Source organism: Streptomyces endocoffeicus (assembly GCF_016741935.1).
In the GTDB taxonomy this organism is placed as follows: Bacteria; Actinomycetota; Actinomycetes; order Streptomycetales; family Streptomycetaceae; genus Streptomyces; species Streptomyces endocoffeicus.
In genome coordinates this window covers 1,720,345-1,739,707 of the sequence record NZ_JAERRG010000001.1, presented here as the reverse complement: position 1 = coordinate 1,739,707, position 19,363 = coordinate 1,720,345, and the positions used below count along the sequence as shown (strand labels likewise).

Below are 19,363 nucleotides of genomic sequence, written 5' to 3'. Positions count from 1 at the left end.
AACCGAATGTTCGGTCGGCATCCGGAGGTGGTGGACGGCCCATGGTGGAACCGCTGAGCGGGGCTCCGCTCGACGACGCCGAGCGGATGAGCCCCGAGGAGCTGAGGGCGCTTCAGCTCACCCGGCTGCGCGCCACCTTGCGCCATGCGTACGACCACGTCGAGGTGTACCGCAAGAAGTTCCGCGCGGCCGGGGTCGGCCCCGAGGACTGCCGCACCCTGGAGGACCTGGCCCGGTTCCCCTTCACCACCAAGGCCGATCTGCGCGACAGCTACCCCTTCGGGATGTTCGCCGTCGAGCAGAGCGAGGTGCGGCGGCTCCACGCCTCCAGCGGCACCACCGGCCGCCCCACCCTCGTCGGCTACACCGAGCACGACCTGTCGGTGTGGGCGGAGGTGATCGCCCGCTCGATCCGCGCGGCCGGCGGCCGCCCCGGCCACAAGGTGCACATCTCCTACGGATACGGCCTGTTCACCGGCGGCCTCGGCGCCCACTACGGCGCCGAGCGGCTCGGCTGCACCGTCATCCCCGCCTCCGGGGGGATGACCGCCCGGCAGGTGCGGCTCATCCAGGACCTCAGGCCCGAGATCATCATGATCACGCCCTCCTATCTGCTCACGCTCCTGGACGAGTTCGAGCGGCAGGGCGTCGACCCCCGCTCCACCTCCCTCCAGGTCGGCATCTTCGGCGCCGAGCCCTGGACGGAGGAGATGCGCCGGGAGATAGAGGACCGCATGGACATCCACGCGGTGGACATCTACGGGCTCTCGGAGGTGATGGGCCCGGGGGTGGCCCAGGAGTGCGTGGAGACCAAGGACGGGCTGCACGTCTGGGAGGACCACTTCTACCCCGAGATCGTGGACCCGCTCACCGATGAGGTGCTGCCCGGTGGCGAGGAGGGGGAGCTGACCTTCACCACCCTCACCAAGGAGGCGCTCCCTGTCATCCGGTACCGCACCCGGGATCTGACCCGGCTGCTGCCCGGTACCGCCCGCCCCGCCTTCCGGCGCATCCAGAAGATCACCGGCCGCTGCGACGACATGCTCATCGTGCGCGGAGTCAATGTCTTCCCCAGCCAGATCGAGGAGATCGTGCTGCGGGTCCCGTCGGTGGCCCCGCACTTCCAGCTCGAGCTGACCCGGCGCGGCCGGATGGACCATATGGCGGTGCGGATCGAGGCACGCCCCGGGGTCGGCCCCGAGCGGCGCGCGGACGCCGCCACGGCGATCGCGCGGGGCGTCAAGGACGGGGTGGGGCTCACGGTCGAGGTGGAGGTCGTGGATCCGGAGACGCTGGAGCGCTCCGTGGGCAAGATCCGCCGGGTCAAGGACCTGCGGATGGAGGGCTGAGCGGACACCGGGCCGAGCCGCCCCGGGCGCCGTCCGTGGACAGGACGGGACCCGGGGCGCATGGGCTCGGCGTGTCGGCCCGAGGGGTTTCTCAGGTGCCGGCCCGAGTGCTTCTCGGCGTGCCGGCCCGAGGGTTTCTCAGCGTGCCGGCCCGAGCGCTTCTCAGCGTGCCAGCCCGAGGGCGGCGACCTCGTGATGGAGGGGCAGCCGCGCCCCGCACACGGTCGCCTGGGCCTGCGCCGCGACCCGGCGCCGGTCGTCGACGTCCCGCATCGGCCGCAGCGGCCGGTGCACATTCACCCGCACCGTGAGCCCGTCGGCGCGGATCACCCGGCGCAGCGAGTGGCCGAAGTCGTCCTCGCCGACGAAGGCGGCCACCGTGGTCGGGGCGCCGTGCTGGACGTAGTCCAGGGTCACCGGGCGCACCGGCGCGCCCGCGTCCAGCGCGGCCTGGAAGGTGGCCCGGCGGAAGCTGCCGCCGGTGCCGGCACACCAGGTGATGCCCTGCGGGAAGGCCATCACCGACTGGCCGTCGCGCAGCCGGGCCGCCATCTCCCGTACGGTCGCGGGGAGTTCCCGCAGCGAGTCGCGGTCGATGTACAGCGTCCCCGCGCGGGTGACCATCGGGCCGATCAGCGGCCAGCCCGCGATCTCCCGCTTGGCCAGCATGACCACGGGCTCTATCGACAGCAGCGCGATGATGTCGATCCAGGAGATGTGGTTCGCCACGATCAGCGTGCCGGTGGTCCCCGGGGCGCTGAGCGTGCTGTCGCCCGCCACCTCCAGCCGGATGCCCAGGGAGTCCAGCAGCGCCGCCGCCCGCGCCCGCAGCGTCTCGGGCTCGGCGATCCGCCGGCCGGACACCAGCGCGCCCAGCACCGCCCGGCCGAAGACCGCGGCCCGCCGGGCGACCCGGGTGGCCGGGACGCGGTCGGCGGCGTGGGCGACACAGCCGGTGGTGCACGGTGACCAGGCCGCCCAGGCGTGTGCGGGCAGACTCATCGCGGCCGGGACGGTCACTGTGATTCACCCAGGAAGTAGCGGCGGTAACGGTCGTTCATCCGCTCGGTGTCGAGCAGCACGAAGAAGTCGGCGTCGTTGAAGGCCCGGTCGTGCTGCGGGGAGCCGCACATCCAGGCGCCCACCCGCAGATACCCGCGCAGCAGCGGCGGCAGATCGGCGTAGCTGGGCTCGCCGTCCAGCGGCCGCGAGGGTATCCAGGGGTCGAGCGGGTGGACCCGCATCTCCGGCGGGGCGGCGTGCTTGGTGGTGCCCAGCAGCCAGGCGTTGGCGGCGGCCTGCTCGCCCTCGGCCAGCGGCACCGAGGCGCAGCCCGCGAGGTAGCGGTGGCCGGACAGCAGTACATAGCGGGCCAGACCGGCCCACATCAGGTTGATGACGGCACCCGAGCGGTGGTCGGCGTGCACACAGGCGCGGCCGGCCTCGACCATGGACGAGCGGACCTCGGCCGGAAGGCCGTGCAGATTGAACTCGGTGTCCGAGTAGAGCCGCGCACTGCGCCCCGGGGGAAGCAGCCGGTAGGTGCCGACCACGGTGCCCGTCGACGTGTCGGTGACGATCAGGTGGTCCATGACCTCGTCGAACTCGTCCACGTCGCGGCCGTCGACCGCCGCGTCCAGCCGGCCGCCCCTCTCCTCGCCGAACACCTGGTAGCGCAGCCGCTGGGCGGCGTGGATCTGCTCCTGCGTGTGGGCGATCGAGGTGACGTACGAGCTGGTGGGCGCCGTCGTGGACGTCGTGAGCACGGACATTCCTGTTCTCCGTTCGAGGGAAGTCAGGAGCGGTGGGGACTGGGGAAGAGCGGAAGAAACGCCTCACTCGCCGTGCGGTACGCGGAGGCGGCGCGTACCGGGGCGTCCACCAGTCTTGCCGTGGCGACGTACGTCACAGTGTCCGTGCGGTGATTCGGCGACTGCCAGTCGATGACGAAAACATGCCGCAGGTCGGCCGTGGTTACGGAGCGGTAGCGCCGGTGCCGCCGCTGTCATCGGTGGCGCCGGTGGCGCCGGTGGCGCTCGGGAGCGGAAAGCCCAGTGAATGGGCCGCGGTGGCGGGGGTGGGCTGGGACCAGTAGTCGCTTACCGCCTCGGCCGAGGACAGGGAGCGGGTTTCGGCCAGATCCAGATAGAGGACGCCGTCGAGGTGGTCGGTCTCGTGCTGGACGATCCGCGCGGGCCAGCCGGTGAACTCCTCGTCCAGCTCCCGTCCCGTCTCGTCCTGCCCGCGCAGCCGGATCCGGTCCGGGCGGCCGACCACGGCCTGCCAGCCGGGGACGCTCAGGCACCCCTCGAAGAAGGCCGCCCGGCCGTCGCCGACCGGTTCGTAGCGGGGATTGACCAGCACCCGGTACGGCTGCGGCACCCGGCCGCGCGCCTCGCGCACCTCGGCCGTCACCTCCGCCGGGTCCTCGATCACCGCCAGCCGCAGCGGCACACCGATCTGCGGGGCCGCGAGCCCCACGCCGGGCGCGGAGTGCATGGCTTCCCGCATCGCCGTCAGCAGCCGGTCCAGCTGGTCCGCGGCCAGCTGGCCCTCGTACGGCAGGGCCGGTCGCCGGAGCACGGGGATGCCCGCGGAGAGGATCGGCAGCGGGCGGGTCCCGGAGAGCAGTTCGTCGACAAGCTCGGACAGGGTGGTGGTCGGCATGGGGGACAGCCTGGCAAGACGATCACGCCACGGCAATTCGGGGGGCGGGGGCGGGGGCGGGTCGGGGGCCGGGAGTCGGGCGCCCTCGTGCGCGGGCGCTCACCATCGGACAAAGGGTGAACAGCGCAGCGATGGGCTCCGTAGACGTGTGAGGAGCCGCCGGGGAACATCCCACGCCCCCGCGGCTCGGCCGAGTCTCCCGGCTCGGCCGCTGCCGCTCCGCGGTGCTCTCCCCGTTGTGCACGCGGGGCGGCAGCCTTCCCGTGGCCGTGGGGAGTGTCCGGCGGAGCTTGGCGCCTGCGGCGGGCTGTTCCCCTCCCCGCCCCTTCCCGAAACCGGGGCTCCGCCCCAGACCCCGGACCGGGGCTCCGCCCCAGACCCCGGACCGGGGCTCCGTCCCAGGCCCCGGACCGAGGCTCTGCCCCAGGCCTCGAAGCTGGGGCTTCGCCTCAGGCTCTGGACCGGGGCTCTGCCCCAGGCCCCGCGACCGGGGCTCTGCCCCAGGCCCCGAAACCGGGGCTCCGCCCCAGACCCCGAAACCCGGGGCATCCGCCCCAGACCTCGGACCAGGGCTCCGCCCCTTCCCGCAGCACCGATATGCGGCTCCGCCGCGTGGTGGGGCTTCGCCCCCAGACCCCGGGGGTCCGCGGGCGAAGCCCTCGGTATCGGGAAGGGGCGGGGACGGGGAGACCAGCGAGGTCGGCGCTCCTCGTGGTCGGATGCCCGGCTGCTGTGCCGAGTGCCCCGTGCCATTCGCTCAAACCGCCGCCGGGCGCCCGGCCTCCGGGGTGTCCTCCCGCCTGTCGCCCCGCCTGTCGTCCTCCCGCCTGTCGGCCCGCGCGGCGAGCAGCGGGCCCAGCACGCGGGTGCCGGGGCCGGTGCGCCCGCCGGGGCCCGGGAGCTGGGTGGTGTTGCCGACGGTCAGGGGCTCCCCGCAGTGGGCGCACGCGGACACCGGCGTGGTGTCCCGCCCGCAGCCGAGATGGCGGATCCGGGCCGGGGGCCCGGTGGGGCCCGCGTACCAGCGGTCGCCCCACTCCATCAGCGCGAGCAGCACCGGATAGAGCTCCTCGCCCTTGAGAGTGGCGCGATAGTGCTCACGCGGCGGCCGCTCCTGGTATCGCTCCCGGACCAGCACCCCCTCCTCGACCAGCCGGGACAGCCGGGCGGCCAGGACCTTACGCGATATGCCCAGGTCACGGGCGAGATCGTCGAAGCGGGTGACCCCGGTGAGCACATCCCGCATGATCAGCGCCGTCCAGGCATCGCCGAACAGATCGGTGGCGCGGGCGATCGAACAGGCCACATCGGCGAGCGGAGTACGGGTCATGACCCGACCCTATCCGAGTTCCCCGAGGGAACTTAAGGGTGTTAGGTTTCCTCGGGGAACCCGGCGAACGAGCCCGTCCGGGCCGCCCCAGACACCGGTGAATCCGCGCATCCGCGCATCCGTGAGGGAGAAGACGATGGCCGCCGCCCCGCACATCGAACTGGACTCACGGTCGCCCGAGGCCGTCGACGGCCGTCAGATCAGGGCCGTCACCTTCCAGGACAGCCGTCTGGAGTACGTCCGCACCACGCTCAAGAGCGTGGACCTGTCCGCGTCCGGAAGCCGCGCCGTGGTCGTGGGCAGCGGCCGCGGGCTGCTGGCTCGCGGGGTGGCCGGGCTCGGCTTCGACGTCGTCGCCGTCGACCCCTCCGCCACCGCGACCGAGATGGCGCGCGAGGCGGGCGAGCGCGAGCACCCCGGGATCGACTACCGCACCGCGCCCGCCGAGCGACTCGGCCTCGCCGACGGCGCGTTCGACCTCGCCTACTACGCGGACACCTTCGAGATCACCCCGGATCTGGACCGGGTGCTGGCGGAGGCCGCCCGGGTGCTGCGGCCCGGCGGGGTACTGATCTACGACACCGTCAACCGCACCCTGCTCTCCCGGCTGATCTACCTCGGCGCCTTCCAGCGCGTCCCGATGACCCGGATCATGCCCGCCGGCCGCTACACGGCGGCCCGGCTGCGCACCCCCGCCGAGCTGACCGCCGCCCTGGAGCGGCAGGGGCTGGGCAACGAGGACATCTGCGACTTCAAGCCCAAGGATCCGCGCAGCCTGGTCAAGGCCACCATGGCGCGCCGCCGGGGGCGGATCACCGATGAGCAGATCCCGCCGATCGTCGACTTCGTCCTCGCCCCGGACGCCCGGCCGCTGGTCACCTACCTCGGCTACGCCCGTAAGGGCTGATACCTCGGTCGCGCCCGTAAGGGCTGAACGGTGAGCCCGGCACCCCGCCCCGGCCGCGTGGGCGCACACTGGGCACCGTGACTCGTAAGCGCAGCGCGGGGCTCCTGCTGTACCGGGGCGCGGGCCCGGCCGTCGAGGTTCTGCTCGCCCATATGGGAGGCCCGTTCTGGGCCACCAAGGACGAGGGTGCCTGGACGGTGCCCAAGGGGGAGTACGACGAGGACGAGTCCCCGGAGGCCGCCGCGCGCCGGGAGTTCCAGGAGGAGCTCGGCGTGGCCCCGCCCGGCGGTGAGCCGGTTCCGCTCGGCTCCGTGACCCAGACCGGGGGCAAGCTGGTCATCGCCTGGGCGCTGCGGGGCGAACTGGACCCGGCGGGCATCACCCCCGGCACGTTCGCCATGGAGTGGCCGAAGGGCTCCGGCCGGATGCGGGAGTTCCCCGAGATCGACCGGGTCGCCTGGTTCGGCCCGGACGAGGCCCGCCGGAAGATGGTGACGAAGCAGCGGGTGTTCCTGGACCGGCTGGCGGAGCTGCTCCAGGGCGCGGAAGGAGCGGAGGGCACGGGCCCCGGCAGCCAATGACCGGGACCCGCGCCCACCAGCTGTCATGTCATGTCATGTCATTCCGTTCCGCAGTGCACCGTGGCCGCTCCCCAGTCGGCGTGGTCATGCGCGTTGCCGTCGCCGCCGTCGGTGACCCGCAGCCGGAGCCGCTGCGCGCCCTCGACCCGCGCCTCCACCGGTACGGCCGCGTCCGGGCCGCGCACCGTCTCACCCCGGTACACCCGCTCGCCGTCGGCGTAGACCTCGAAGACGACGCTGCCGTCGGCCCCCACCTCGTCGTCCAGGCCCGTCTTGGCGGTGAACGTCGAGCAGTTGCCGCCCAGGAAGACCTCGACCGTGGAGTCGGCGTGGGTGCCGAGGCCCCGCTCGTAGGCCGTGCCGTCGATGGTGAGGGCCTTGCCGTCGCCGGGGGCGGCCTCACCGTTGCTGCGGTCGCGTTCGACCGGGCCCCAGCCGTTGTCCGCGGTGATGAAGTCGAGCGTGGACACCGCCGCCGCACCGCGCGGCGGGGGAGGTGTGCCGTCGAGCTCGGCCGCCGCCGAGCCGCTCACCCGCGCGCCGCCGTCCGAGGTCGCGCGGACATCGGCCATGGCGGGCCGTAGACCGTCCGGGCTGCCCTCACCACGGGCGATCGTGGTCCGTACGGTGGCGGTCCGGCCCGCCGCGAGGTCGCCGAGGTCGAAGGTGCCGGGCTCGGCGGTCCACCCCTCGGCCAGGCCGAAGGCGGCCGTGACATCCCGCAGCGGGGTGTCACAGGGGTTGGTGACGGTCAGCTCGGCCGGGGTGGAGCCGCCCGCCGGCACAGTGGTGTCGGCGGCGGTGAGCTTCGCCTCGGGGGCGCAGACCACCGGGCCGTGCGGGGTGCCGGTGCGGGCCTCGGCGCCGGTCAGCGGGCGCAGCCGCAGGGTGTAGGCGTACTCCTTGGCGGGCCGCACCTGGTACTCGGGCAGCACGGTGTGGAACGTCTCGCTCACCCCGCTCACCGCGTGGTCCAGGTGCAGGGTGTTGCCTCCCGGGTCCTCGCGGAGGGCGAACGGGTAGGCGGCGCGGTCGATCCCGGTGTAGGGGGTCACCCCGGCCGAGAAGTCCCCGGACACCAGGAGCCCGCCGCTGCCGTCGGAGAGCGAGGCCCAGCGGACGTCCTCGTGGTTCCCGTAGTCCTGCGGCTTGGTGTATCCGGCGAACTGCTCGTCCACGTCGGTGGAGTACACCCCCACGGGGGCGCCGTCCTTACGGTCGTTGTAGTTCTCCTGTGGCCCGCGCCCGTACCAGCTGAACCGGTCGTAGCGGTCGGGTATTTGCAGCGAGAGCCCGATACGGGGCAGATAGGGCACCTTGCGCGCCGCGCCCCGGGCCTCCACGCGGTGGTCGAGGCGCAGCTCCCCGGTGCCGCTGACGGTGTACCGCAGGGTCTGGGCGAACGAGGAGTCCTTGACGCCGGGCGCGGCGGCGGAGGAGGGCACGGTGACGACGACCTCGCCGTTCCGCTCGTCCACCGTGACCTTGCCCGGTTTCGTGCGCAGCCGGTCCAGACCCGCCTCGCGCCAGGGCCCCTCCTCGGAGCCGATCTCATTGCTGACCGGGGCGCGCCAGGCGTCCAGCTCGGGGCCGGAGCCGAGCAGTTCCCGGCCACCGGACTTCATGGAGACCAGCTCGCCACTGGCCCGGTCGAAGCCGTACGAGAAGCCGTCGCCGGTGACCGTAAGGCGGTCGCCGGAGGTGGTGGCCTTCACCTTCCCCGGTGCCCGCGCCGGTGTCGTGCCCGCGAGTTGGCGGCCGCCGATGTCGAACTGCTCGACCGCCACCCGGTGTCCGGCCTTCGCCCAGGCCGTGTCCGCCGCCTGCACCGCCTCCACGGTCAGCTGCCGGTCGGCGTCCTGGGGGTTGGCGGGCGGCTTGGGCAGCTGGAGGGTGCTCCGCTCGCCGGGGGCGAGGCCGAGGCCGCGGCTGCCCTGGGCGAGGGTGCGGGCGCCCTCGGTAAGGCGCCAGCGCAGCCGGAGGTCGCCGGTGCCGGTGAAGGACCGCTCGTTGCGCACCTCGACCCGCCCGGCGCGGGCCTCCTCGCCCGAGATCCGGATCGGGGCGTGGACGGCCGCCATGGTGCGTGCCTCGGGCTGGACGGTGCGGTCGGAGGAGACCACCCCGTCGACCCCGCCGGTCCCGGAGCCGTAGGACAGGAAGTCCCCCTTACGGTCGAGCCGGTCGAAGTCGAGCGCCAGCACCGCGTCCCCACTGGGGTCGGCGGCCAGCTGATCGGGGCTCAGCGCCTTGTGGTAGACGCGGACCTGGTCGATGGTGCCGTGTGCCATCCGGGTGCGGATGTTCTCCTGGTCGGTCTCCGGGTTGCGGCCGATGTTCACCGGCTGCGCGGAGTAGCCGACGGAGCCGGTCCAGTCGGCCGACGCGGTCTGCTCGCCGTCGATGAGCAGCCGGAGCTTCCGGCCGTCGAAGGTGGCCGAGACGCGATGCCATGAGCCGTACCAGCCGTCGGGGACATCGGCCGCGACGGTGTGCCAGTCCCCGTCGCCGTAGACGAAGAACTCCAGGGTGTCCTTGTCGCGCATCTTCAGCGCATAGCTGTGGTCGCCCTTGGCGATCATGGTGAAGGAGCCGGTCCAGTCGGCGGGTTTCACCCGGGCGTCCAGGGTGAGCGCGTCCGACACTGCGTCCAGCTTCGGATCGCGGTAGACCTCCACGAAGTCGTCAAGACCGGACAGCTCCAGCGCCTTGCCCTGCTGCCCCGCCACCAGACCGGGCTTTCCGGAGACGTACGACAGGATGTCGTTGCCGGAGGTGTCGGGGGTGGTCAGCAGCGGCTGGGTGATGTTCTGCTCCGCCCAGTCCCAGATGTAGCCGCCCTGGACCTGGGGGTACTTCCGCACCACATCCCAGAACTCCCGGAAGTTGCCGAGCGAGTTGCCCATGGCGTGGGCGTACTCACCCATGATGATCGGCTTGGTGGTGGCCTTCGCCTTCTCCTCGAGACCCGAGGGGGAGGGGTAGCGCGGGCCCCAGACATCGGCGAACGGGGCGTCGCCGTCCGGGCTGTTGGGCTGGTGGTAGACCGGCCGGGCCGGGTCCTCGCGGTCCAGGAAGTCGGCCATCGCGTAGTGGGCCTTGCCCAGTCCGGCCTCGTTGCCGGTGTCCCACATCAGCACGCTGGGGTGGTTCTTGTCCCGTTCGTACATCGCGGTGAGGCGGTCCATGAACGCCGCCTGCCACTCGGGCCGTTCGGCCAGGCAGTCGTCCGGGCAGGCGTCGTGGTGATGGGTCTCGATGTCCACCTCGTCGTCGATCCACAGACCGCGGGCGTCGGCCAGTTCGTAGAGGTACGGATCCGAGGGGTAGTGCGAGGTGCGCACGGAGTTGATGTTGAGCTGTTTCATCAGCGAGACGTCCGAGGCGGTGCGCTCACGGGTGGCGTGCCGGCCGGTGTCGGGGTCGGTCTCGGAGCGGTTGACGCCCTTGACGAGGATGCGTTTCCCGTTGACGAGGAGCTGTCTGTCCTTGATCTCGATCTCGCGGAAGCCCACGGGCTGGGCGGTGGTGTGGGTGACCGTGCCGTCGGCGCCGGTGAGCCGGACGACGAGGGTGTAGAGGTGGGGCGTCTCATCGGTCCACTTGGCCGGGTTGGCCACATCGGCGGTGAGGGTGGTGGAGCCACCGTCGCCCACCGTCCCCGACATCGTTGTCACCTTGCGTCCGCGTTCGTCGTAGAGGGTGCCGAGGACCTTACGGTCGCCGAATGCCTTGCCGTCGTCCGCGGCGCGCTCCGGGCCCTTGGCGGCCACATCGACCTCGGCGGTCAGCCGGGCGTCGCGGTACCGGCCGTCCAGATCGGTCTTGACGGTGATGTCCCGCAGATATTCGGCCGGGGTGGAGTACAGCCCGACCGAGCGGAAGATGCCCGAGAACCGCCACTGGTCGTAGTCCTCCAGATGCGACCCCGAACCCCAGCGGTGGACCTGCACCGCGATGGTGTTGCGGCCCGGGTGCAGCCGGTCGCTGATGTCGAACTCGGCGGGGGTGTAGCCGCCCTGGTCATAGCCCGCGTAGGAGCCGTTCACCCACACCAGATAGCCGCTGGTGACGCCCTCGAAGCGGAGGAACGTCCGCCGCTTCTCCCAGCTCCTGGGCAGCTCGAAGGTCTTGACGTAGGCACCGGTCGGATTGACGTCGTGCGGGACCTTCGGGGGGTCGTCCGGATACATCTCGGTGGGGATGTTCCGGAACACCGGATGGTCCAGGCCGTCCGTCTGCCAGGTGTGCGGCACACTCACGCTGCGCCAGCCGTCCTCGGAGGTGTCGTAGCCCTCGGTGAAGAAGTCCTTCGGCACCTCCTCGGGGCGGTCGGACATATGGAGTTTCCAGGTGCCGTCGAGCGAGGCGGTCCAGCGGCTCCTGGTGCCGCCGCCGAGGGCCTCGGCGGTGGCGTCGTACGGGGTCATCCGGGCGTGCGCGGACTCCTGCCCGACCGCGGTGACCTCGGGGTCCTCCAGCAGCTTGTACACATCCGCGGGGGGAGCGGGGGCGTCCGCCGCTGCCGCCGGGGCGGCGGGGACGGCGAGCGCGAGGGCCAGCGCGACGGCGGCGAGCCGGGGAAGCCGGGAAAGCGCGGGAAAACGGGGGAGGGGGAGGCGACGTCGGGGGCGTCGGGGCATCTGGTGGTCCACCCTTCTGTGGGGTTGGAAACGCTCCAGAATGAACAGGCCCGAACATTAGCCAACGCACCCCCTCGCGCCAAGATGTCCCGCAGCACTCACCGTCGGCCCGGCGCGGCTACCGTGAAAGGAGTGAGGGCCGTGCGGAATGCCGTGCCGAGCGCGGTGGGGCCGACGGAGGCACCGTGGGTATGGAGAGCGCGAGGAGTACGGAGTACCTGCCCCGGCTGCGGCTGGACGAGCTGCTGGAAGAGCTGCAGGTGCGCATCGACGGGGTGCGTGGCACCCAGGACCGGGTGCACAGCCTGCTGGAAGCGGTGCTCTCGGTCGGCCGGGAGCTGGATCTGTCGCATGTGCTGCGGAGGATCGTCGAGGCCGCGGTGGTGCTGGTGGACGCCGAATACGGGGCGCTGGGCGTCATCGGCGAGGACCAGCGGCTGGCCGAGTTCCTCCCGGTGGGCATCGGCAAGGAGCGGGCCGGGGCGATCGGGCGGCTGCCGTCGGGCCACGGGCTGCTCGGCGAGCTGATCCGCCACCCCCAGCCGCTGCGGCTGGCCGAGCTCTCGGAGCATCCGGCCTCCTACGGCTTTCCGCCGAACCACCCGCCGATGCGCTCCTTCCTCGGAGTGCCCATCCGGGTGCGCGACGAGGTCTTCGGCAACCTCTACCTCACCGAGAAGCGCGGCGGTGAGGAGTTCGACGGCGAGGACGAGACGGTGCTGTCCACCCTCGCCGTGGCCGCCGGGGTGGCCATCGAGAACGCCCGGCTGTACGAGGAGGCCCGGCACCGCCAGCGCTGGCTGGAGGCGAACGCCGAGGTCACCCACAGCCTGCTGTCCGGAGTGGACGAGACCAGGGTCCTGGAGCTGATCGTCGAGCACGCCCGCCGGATCCTCTCCGCCGATCTCGGTGTGCTGATGCTGCCGGTGGCCGGCACCGACGAGCTTCAGGTCGCGCTGGCGGCGGGCACCGACGCCGAGGCCCACCGCGGTCTGGTGCTGCCCCGCCGGGGCACCTTCGGTGGTGCGGCCTTCACCGCCTCCGAGCCGGTCACCAGCACCGATGTCCAGAACGACCCGCGGATCACGGTCGGCCCGCAGCGCTGGGAAGGGCTCGGCCCGGCCGTCGCGGTGCCGATGCGGACGCGGGACGGAGTGGGCGGGGTGCTCTCGCTGGCCCGGGTGGCGGACAGCCCCGTCTTCACCCAGATCGAGACCGACACCCTGCTGGGCTTCGCGGGCCAGGCGGCGATCGCGATGAAACTGGCCGAGCGGCGGCGCGACGCCGAACAGCTGGCTCTCCTCGAGGACCGCGACCGGATCGCCCGCGATCTGCACGACCTGGCCATCCAGCGGCTCTTCGCCGCCGGGATGACGCTGCAGTCCACCCTGCGGTTCGTCCAGCACCCGGAGGGCTCCGAACGGCTGCTGCGGGTGGTGGACGACCTGGACGACACCATCAAGATCATCCGCTCGACGATCTTCGGGCTGCGCTCGCACGAGGCGGGCCCCGCCGTCCAGGGGCTGCGGGTCCGTACCGCCAAGACCATCGAGGAGGCCGTGCCCGCGCTCGGCTTCACCCCCTCGCTGCGCACCGAGGGCCTGGTCGACACCGATGTGCCGCGCTCGGTCGCGGACGACATGGTCGCCGTGCTGGCCGAGGCGCTGTCGAACATCGCCCGGCACGCGGGGGCCGACGCCGCCGAGATCTCCCTGATCGTGGCGTCCGGGCGGCTGACCCTCACGGTCACGGACGACGGGGTGGGTATCCCCGAGGGCGGCCGTCGCAGCGGACTGCGGAACATGGCCGAGCGCGCCGACAAGCTCGGCGGTGTGCTGGAACTCGGCGAGCCGCCGGGCGGCGGCACCCGCCTGGTGTGGGCGGTACCGCTGCCGGAGCGGTAGGCGCTGCCCGGCGGCGCGGCGATAAGCGGGGCCCGTCAGTGGTGCCTGTCCAGTGCCTCGGCCACCCCGTTGCGCGGCGTGGCCGGGCCCACCGGTCCGTAACCCAGCCGGATCAGCATCTGCACATGGCCGGGCGCCGGGTGGGCGTCACTCAGCGACCACCGCAGATCGGACCACTCCAGCGCCTGGTGCAGCAGGGACGCCCGGACCGCGTGCGAGGTCGCCAGCAGCAGGACGTGTTCCAGCGCCTGCCCGGCCCGCAGCCAGTCGGTGCGCCGGTCCTGGTCCGTGGTCAGCACGGCGATGGTCGGACGGGTCTCGAACGGGGCGGCGGGCCGATCGTCACCCCGGCGGCCGTCCGGCCGCGGGCCGAGGTAGTCGCGCATCGGCAGCCGCCCGGTGGCGTCCCGTGGGCCGAGGGCGGCCGGGGGGATTCCGTACGGTCCGGTGTCGCGGATCCAGGTGCGGCTCTCGGCGAGCCGGCGCGGGTCTCCGGAGATGCGCCGCTCCGCCTCGGCGGTCAGCCGCAGCAGCCCTGCGGTCTCCTCGGGGTCCGCCAGCCACAGCGTGGCCCCGTTCGCGCGCGCCGCCTCCGTCAGATCGCACAGCACCCGTGCGGGCAGCCGGCGCGCGGAGTAGGGGGAGCGGCTGCTGTGCCGCCGCCAGATGACGTCGTACAGGTCGTCGTGTCCGTCGTCATGGCCCCCGGCGCGGTCGGCGGGCGACGCGGCCAGGCGCACCGTGGCCAGCAGATCGGGCTGCGACCGGTACGGCAGCAGCCGGACCACCGGGTCCCAGCCGAAGTGGGCCACGGCGACCCGCAGATTGAACACGGCGGCCCCGGCGGAGACGCTCAGCGCCCGGCCCATCGGATCGGCGTACCGCAGCGCCCGCTCGGGGGCGGCCCGGACCTCCAGGGTGACGGTCTCGGGGTTCAGCCGGTAGCGCCAGGGCTGGGTGTTGTGGATCGAGGGAGCGGCCACGGCCGCGGAGATGAGCTTCTCCAGGATCGCCGCGTCGAGCATTGCGGGCTGCATGGGGTCCTCTCCTCGCCGGTGGTGGGGCCGTCCATCAGGGTGGTCGAGCCGTCAGCGGTACGGGCAGGGCCGTACGGCCCCGGCCCCGGGCCGTCCCGGGCCATTCAGAGTTGTCCCGGATGGCCGTCGTCGGGGCGCGGGGACGAGTGGGTCGCCAGCACCGCCGCCTGGATGCGGCGCTCCACGCCCAGCTTGGCCAGCAGCCGGGAGATGTGGTTCTTGACCGTCTTCTCGGACAGGAAGAGCCGCTTGCCGATCTGCCGGTTGGTGAGCCCGTCCCCGATCAGCACCAGGATCTCCCGCTCGCGCGGGGACAGCCCGGCCAGCACCTCGTCCCGGGGCTCCTGCGGTGCGGTGTCGCCCCGCAGGGTGCTCATCAGCCGGGCGGTGGTGGCCGGGTCCAGCATCGACTGGCCGGAGGCCACGGTGCGCACCGCCGAGACCAGGTCCGACCCCTTGATCTGCTTGAGTACGTAGCCCGCAGCGCCGGCCATGATCGCGTCGAGCAGGGCATCGTCGTCGTCGAACGAGGTCAGCATCAGACAGGCCAGACCCGGCATCCGGGAGCGCAGCTCACGGCAGACCGTGATGCCGTCCCCGTCCGGCAGCCGGACGTCCAGGATGGCCACGTCGGGCCGCAGCGCCGGGCCCCGGGCCATCGCGTGGTCCACGGTCCCGGCGTCGCCGACCACCTCGATGTCCGGTTCGGCGTCCAGCAGATCGTGCAGTCCGCGCCGGACGACCTCATGGTCGTCGAGGACGAACACCCTGATGGGCGTCGCCGGTGTCGCTCGTGTCGCTTCGGTCTCCGTCATGGGCTCTCGCACCGTTCGTCCGCCGTCCGCCCGGCCCCCGGTGGGAATCGTGGCGCAGCAGGTCAGCGCGGTACCAGGGCCGAACGGGCCCCCAAGGGGGCTGCCCGGCCCTCGTCCCGCCCTGCCCGAGCGTGCGACGGTCACGGCATGGGCACGCAAGTGCGGGGGCGGCGGCTGTGGCGATGGCGGCGCAACCCGCTCAGACGCCGCTCGGACGTGATTGAGGCGTGGGTCGTGCTCGTGACCGGCCTGGTGATGGCGGTCGGCGGCCCGGCGGCCGGAGTGGTCGCGGGCACCGCCGTGGACGCGTCGCTGCGGCAGGAGCGGGCGGACCGGCACCGGGTGCCCGCGGTGCTCAAGGAGGACGCGCCCGTCGCACAGCCCGCCGCCGACGGCTCCACCACCGGCCAGGTGCGCGCGATCGTCCGGTGGACCGGCCCGGACGGCGCCGTCCACACCGGTACGGCACGGGTCCACGAGGGGAGCAAGGCGGGCACCGCCACCGAGATCTGGACCGACGGCCGGGGCCACCTGGTCCAGCGGCCGCCCACCCCCGAGCAGATCGCCACCCGAGCGGTGCTCGCCGGGACGTCCGCCGCGGCGGGCGTGGGCGCGGTGTCGCTGGCCGGACGCGGTGTGGCGCGCTGGCGCCTGGACCGCGCCCGCGCCCAGGAGTGGGGCCGCGCCTGGGCCGAGGTCGGCCCCCGCTGGAGCCGCCACATCCGGTGACGCGATGGCCGCGCCCGGCCGGGTTGCGCGGGTGTGCCCGCTGCTGTCGCCCAGGCTGCCGTGCCCGGACGCACAGGACCCCGGCGCGGCGGACCCGGCGGGGCCCGGGACATCGCTTGATGAATTAGTTGCGCCAGATCAAGCATTTTTCGGAGAAGGGGGTCCGGACCCCGCCGACCCGCAGTCCGGAGGGGCTCTGGCCACCGAGCACGGAAGCCGCCACTGGCCCTGCCCCCACCGGCCCGGCGGTCGGCGGCGAGGCCCGCGCTCCCCGCCCCCTGCCCCGCTGCTCAATGGCGCCGAAGGCGCGAAACGAAACCCGCACCCAACAACCGACCGGCACCGGCACCGGGACCAGCAGCGGCGGCTGATGGCTGACCGAGCGGGCCCGCCGGACAGCGCTGCTACCGCCGCTGGGTCGTATGGGGCGCGGCCGTAAGTTGGTTGTCGAAGTCGACCACGCCCTCGATCGCGCGGATGAGGCGGGCCGCCGCCGGGATGAGGACGGCCTCCTTGACCCGTCCGGTCAGGGTGACCACGCCCTCGTTCACGCTCACCCGGACGGTTTCGCCCTGGGCCGGGAAGAGGTGGGACACCACCTCGCGGCGTACCTCGTCCTCGATGTCGTCGTCCGGCCGCAGGAACACCTTCAGCAGGTCGGCGCGGCTGACGATGCCCTCCAGGCGGCCCTCCTCGTCCACCACCGGGAGCCGCTTGACCCGCTTGTGGGTCATGATCCGCGCGGCCTCGGCGAGCGTGGCGCCCGCGTGCACGGTGATGGCGGGGGTCGTCATCAGCTCATCGGCCGTCACCGCGCCCGCCTTGGCGACACCGGGGAGGTCGCGCAGCTGCGCCACCCGCGCGGGATCGCTGTCGCGGAACTCCTCCTTGGGCAGCAGATCCGCCTCGGAGACCACGCCGATGACCCGGCCCTCGCCCTCCAGTACCGGCAGGGCGCTCACCCTCCACTGCTCCAGGGTTCTGACGATCTCCTTGAACGGCGCTTCGCGGCCGACGGCGACGACGGTATGGGTCATCACATCGCTCACGATGTGGGCACTCCGGGGCACGGCATCCTCCTTCGTCACGCTGCCTTCGTCACGCTGCCTGTCTTCCGCCCGCCTCACCACCGGCCGCCAGCCGGACCTCGATCCGGCGGCGCACCCGCCCCGCGAGCCGGGCCAGCCCGGCCGAGGTGGAGGGCCGGGGCGGGGCCGGGCGGCGGATCCGCCGGGCGTGCGGTGGCAGCCCCGCCAGATCGGTGTCGAACCGCCGCCGGGCGCGGTCGAGGGTGTCGGGGGCTCCGGTCCGTACGCCCTCCCGCATCACGGTCTCCAGCAGCGGCGCGCCGCCGTGGGGCGGAAGCTCGTCGCGCTCGCCGATCACATCGGCGAAACCGGGGCGCCGCCACACCTGCTTGGTGCCCGGGGCCGTGGCCTTGGCCGAGGACAGTTTCATCACCGGCCGCCCGTCGTAGGCGACCAGCTTGTACGCGGTGTCCAGGGAGGCGGCGTCGGCCGACACGCCCATCCGAGTACCCACGGCGTAGACATCGATCGGCGCGCCCGAGTGGATCAGCTCCTCGATGGCGTACTCGTCGAGCCCGCCGCTCGCCACGATCCGCACCTCCGGCAGTCCCGCCGCGTCGAGGATCTCCCGCGCCCGCACCGCCTCTTCTCCCAGGTCGCCGCTGTCCAGCCGGATCGCGCCGAGGGGCCCGGATTCCAGCTCGCGCAGCACCCGCGCCGCGGTGGCCACGCCGGCCGCCGTGTCATAGGTGTCCACCAGGAAGGTGACCGGGCCGGGGTGGGCACGGGCGAACGCGCGGAACGCGGTCTCCTCGTCCGGGAACGCCTCGATGTACGCGTGCGCCATCGTCCCGGTGGCCTCGATCCCGTAGGCCGCGGCCGCCGCCACATTGCTGGTCGCCGTGAACCCGGTCATCGCGGCCAGCCGCGCCGACTGCAGCCCGGACCAGGGGCCGTGGGTGCGGCGCAGCGAGAAGTCCACCACCGGACGCCCCGCCGCGGCCACCACACACCGGGCCGCCTTGGAGGCGATGGTGGTCTGGTGGCTCAGCTGCCCCAGCAGATACGTCTCGACCAGCTGGGCCTGCGGCAGCGGCGCGGTCAGCTCCAGCAGCGGCTCCCCGGCGAGGACGATCCGTCCCTCGGGCACCGCCCGCACCTCGCCGTCGAAGCCGAGCCCCAGCAGCGGTTCGAGGTCCTCGTACGGACGGCCCATCGCCGCGGCGTACGCCGCCACGTCCTCGGGCTCCACGCGGAAGCCGGACAGGAAGTCCAGCGTCGGCTCCAGGCCCGCGGCGACCAGGAAGCCCCGCTCGGGCGGCAGATCGCGGACGTAGAGGTCGAAGGTGGCAGGGGCGGCCATGCCCTCGCGCAGATACGACAGGGCCATCGTCACCTCGTAGAGGTCGGTGGTCATCGCCTCCGACACGTCACTCCCGCCTCCCCCCGGACATGGCCCGCTTCCCTCCGGACATGGCCCGCTTCCCTCCGGACATCACTCGTCTCCTTCCGGGCATCAGCCGCGTGGAACGACCGCCACCGGGCACGGCGCATGGTGCACCGCCGCGTGGATCACCGGGCCCAGATGGGGGACGGGGCCCGGCTCCGTCTCGTCGCGGCCCAGCACGAGCAGCCCCGAGCCCGGCGCGGTGTGCACCACGCCGAGCGCCGGGCGCTCCGCGGTGAACGCCTCCGCCACCGGCACCCCGGGGTATCGCTCCCGCCAGGGACGCAGCGCCGCGTCCAGCGCGCCCTCCGCTCCCGGCTCGTCCCCCGCTCCCGGCTCGTCCCCCGCCGCCGCCTCGTCCCCCGGCCCGTTCGTGCCCGCGTGCACCGCCCGCAGCACGCCGCCGCGCCGGGCGGCGGCGTCGAAGGCGAACCGCAGCGCCTCCTCGTTCGGCCACCGCAGGGACACCCCGACGGCCACATCGGCGGTCAGCGGCTTGTCGTCGGCGTGCACCATGATCACCGGGTGTACCCCGTGCGCGAGGACCTGGCGGCCGGTCGATCCGAGGAGGAAGCCGCCGGGGGCGCCGCGGCCGCGCGAGCCGAGCACCAGCATCTCGGCGTCCCGGGCCGCGTCCAGCAGGGCGGGCACGGTCTCGCGCGGCACCAGCTCGGCCGAGACCCGCAGCCCCGGGTGGGTGTCACGCAACTCGCCCACCAGGTCGGTCAGCAGCCGCCGCGACCAGTAGCTCTGGTCGTCCTCGTGGGGGAGGGCCGGGGCCGGGGGCGACGGCGGGTTCCAGACGTGGATCAGACGCAGCCGCAGATCGCGCAGCAGCGCCTCGCGCGCCGCCCAGTGCGCGGCCGGCGGGCTCTCGGCGAAACCGTCGATCCCGACGGCGATGGGTGCTCCCATGAGCGTCGCCT

General features: G+C 73.2%; 15 protein-coding genes. 5 read left to right on the top strand and 10 right to left on the bottom strand.

Annotated elements, in window-relative coordinates; all coding sequences use genetic code 11:
• The first annotated feature begins 41 nt into the window (after positions 1-41).
• On the top strand, positions 42-1,349 hold the full coding sequence (paaK, locus tag JK364_RS06540) for a phenylacetate--CoA ligase PaaK (RefSeq protein ID WP_201848316.1): 1,308 nt from the start codon (positions 42-44) through the stop codon (positions 1,347-1,349).
• Positions 1,350-1,511: 162 nt separating this feature from the next.
• Here the strand turns inward: paaK and JK364_RS06535 are convergent, their stop codons facing one another.
• The 4 genes from JK364_RS06535 to JK364_RS06520 all read right to left on the bottom strand — a co-directional run bounded on the left by JK364_RS06535 (position 1,512) and on the right by JK364_RS06520 (position 5,346).
• Positions 1,512-2,351 carry a lysophospholipid acyltransferase family protein gene (locus JK364_RS06535; protein ID WP_230991332.1) on the bottom strand — a complete coding sequence of 280 codons (840 nt, stop codon included), beginning with the start codon at positions 2,349-2,351 and terminating at the stop codon, positions 1,512-1,514.
• Positions 2,352-2,365: 14 nt separating this feature from the next.
• Positions 2,366-3,121 (bottom strand): GNAT family N-acetyltransferase, encoded by a 756-nt coding sequence (locus JK364_RS06530; protein ID WP_201848312.1) that lies wholly within the window; start codon positions 3,119-3,121, stop codon positions 2,366-2,368.
• Between the two features lie 202 nt (positions 3,122-3,323).
• Positions 3,324-4,016: a peptide deformylase gene (locus JK364_RS06525; RefSeq protein ID WP_201848310.1), complete on the bottom strand. Its 693-nt coding sequence runs from the start codon at positions 4,014-4,016 to the stop codon at positions 3,324-3,326.
• A 757-nt stretch (positions 4,017-4,773) separates the two neighbouring features.
• Positions 4,774-5,346 carry a winged helix-turn-helix transcriptional regulator gene (locus JK364_RS06520; RefSeq protein WP_230991331.1) on the bottom strand — a complete coding sequence of 191 codons (573 nt, stop codon included), beginning with the start codon at positions 5,344-5,346 and terminating at the stop codon, positions 4,774-4,776.
• Between the two features lie 136 nt (positions 5,347-5,482).
• On the opposite strand from JK364_RS06520, the gene JK364_RS06515 reads away from it, so the two are divergent.
• Both JK364_RS06515 and JK364_RS06510 read left to right on the top strand, forming a co-directional pair.
• Positions 5,483-6,253 (top strand): class I SAM-dependent methyltransferase, encoded by a 771-nt coding sequence (locus JK364_RS06515; protein WP_201848308.1) that lies wholly within the window; start codon positions 5,483-5,485, stop codon positions 6,251-6,253.
• A gap of 77 nt (positions 6,254-6,330) precedes the next feature.
• A complete protein-coding gene (locus tag JK364_RS06510) occupies positions 6,331-6,834 on the top strand; it encodes an NUDIX hydrolase (RefSeq protein WP_201848306.1) in 504 nt (167 codons plus the stop codon).
• 38 nt (positions 6,835-6,872) lie between these two features.
• Here the strand turns inward: JK364_RS06510 and JK364_RS06505 are convergent, their stop codons facing one another.
• Positions 6,873-11,477: a glycoside hydrolase family 2 TIM barrel-domain containing protein gene (locus JK364_RS06505; protein WP_201848301.1), complete on the bottom strand. Its 4,605-nt coding sequence runs from the start codon at positions 11,475-11,477 to the stop codon at positions 6,873-6,875.
• Positions 11,478-11,668: 191 nt separating this feature from the next.
• On the opposite strand from JK364_RS06505, the gene JK364_RS06500 reads away from it, so the two are divergent.
• Positions 11,669-13,381, top strand: coding sequence for a sensor histidine kinase (locus JK364_RS06500; protein ID WP_201848299.1), 1,713 nt, complete (start codon positions 11,669-11,671; stop codon positions 13,379-13,381).
• 35 nt (positions 13,382-13,416) lie between these two features.
• Here JK364_RS06500 and JK364_RS06495 read toward each other — a convergent pair whose 3' ends face one another.
• Complete coding sequence (locus tag JK364_RS06495; protein ID WP_201848297.1) at positions 13,417-14,418, bottom strand: Acg family FMN-binding oxidoreductase; 1,002 nt, start codon at positions 14,416-14,418, stop codon at positions 13,417-13,419.
• Between the two features lie 104 nt (positions 14,419-14,522).
• Positions 14,523-15,233, bottom strand: coding sequence for a response regulator (locus JK364_RS06490; RefSeq protein WP_201848296.1), 711 nt, complete (start codon positions 15,231-15,233; stop codon positions 14,523-14,525).
• A 147-nt stretch (positions 15,234-15,380) separates the two neighbouring features.
• Here JK364_RS06490 and JK364_RS06485 point away from each other — a divergent pair, with 147 nt between their 5' ends.
• Positions 15,381-15,962: an Rv1733c family protein gene (locus JK364_RS06485; protein WP_230991330.1), complete on the top strand. Its 582-nt coding sequence runs from the start codon at positions 15,381-15,383 to the stop codon at positions 15,960-15,962.
• 404 nt (positions 15,963-16,366) lie between these two features.
• On the opposite strand, the gene JK364_RS06480 is transcribed toward JK364_RS06485, so the two are convergent.
• The 3 genes from JK364_RS06480 to JK364_RS06470 form a co-directional block, all read right to left on the bottom strand.
• Positions 16,367-17,032, bottom strand: a complete 666-nt coding sequence (locus tag JK364_RS06480; RefSeq protein WP_201848294.1) for a CBS domain-containing protein — start codon at positions 17,030-17,032, stop codon at positions 16,367-16,369.
• Positions 17,033-17,060: 28 nt separating this feature from the next.
• Positions 17,061-18,419, bottom strand: a complete 1,359-nt coding sequence (locus JK364_RS06475; protein ID WP_201848292.1) for a nicotinate phosphoribosyltransferase — start codon at positions 18,417-18,419, stop codon at positions 17,061-17,063.
• An 87-nt stretch (positions 18,420-18,506) separates the two neighbouring features.
• The gene (locus tag JK364_RS06470) at positions 18,507-19,352 is read right to left on the bottom strand and encodes a universal stress protein (protein WP_201848290.1); all 846 of its coding nucleotides are present in this window, start codon (positions 19,350-19,352) and stop codon (positions 18,507-18,509) included.
• Positions 19,353-19,363 lie beyond the last annotated feature (11 nt).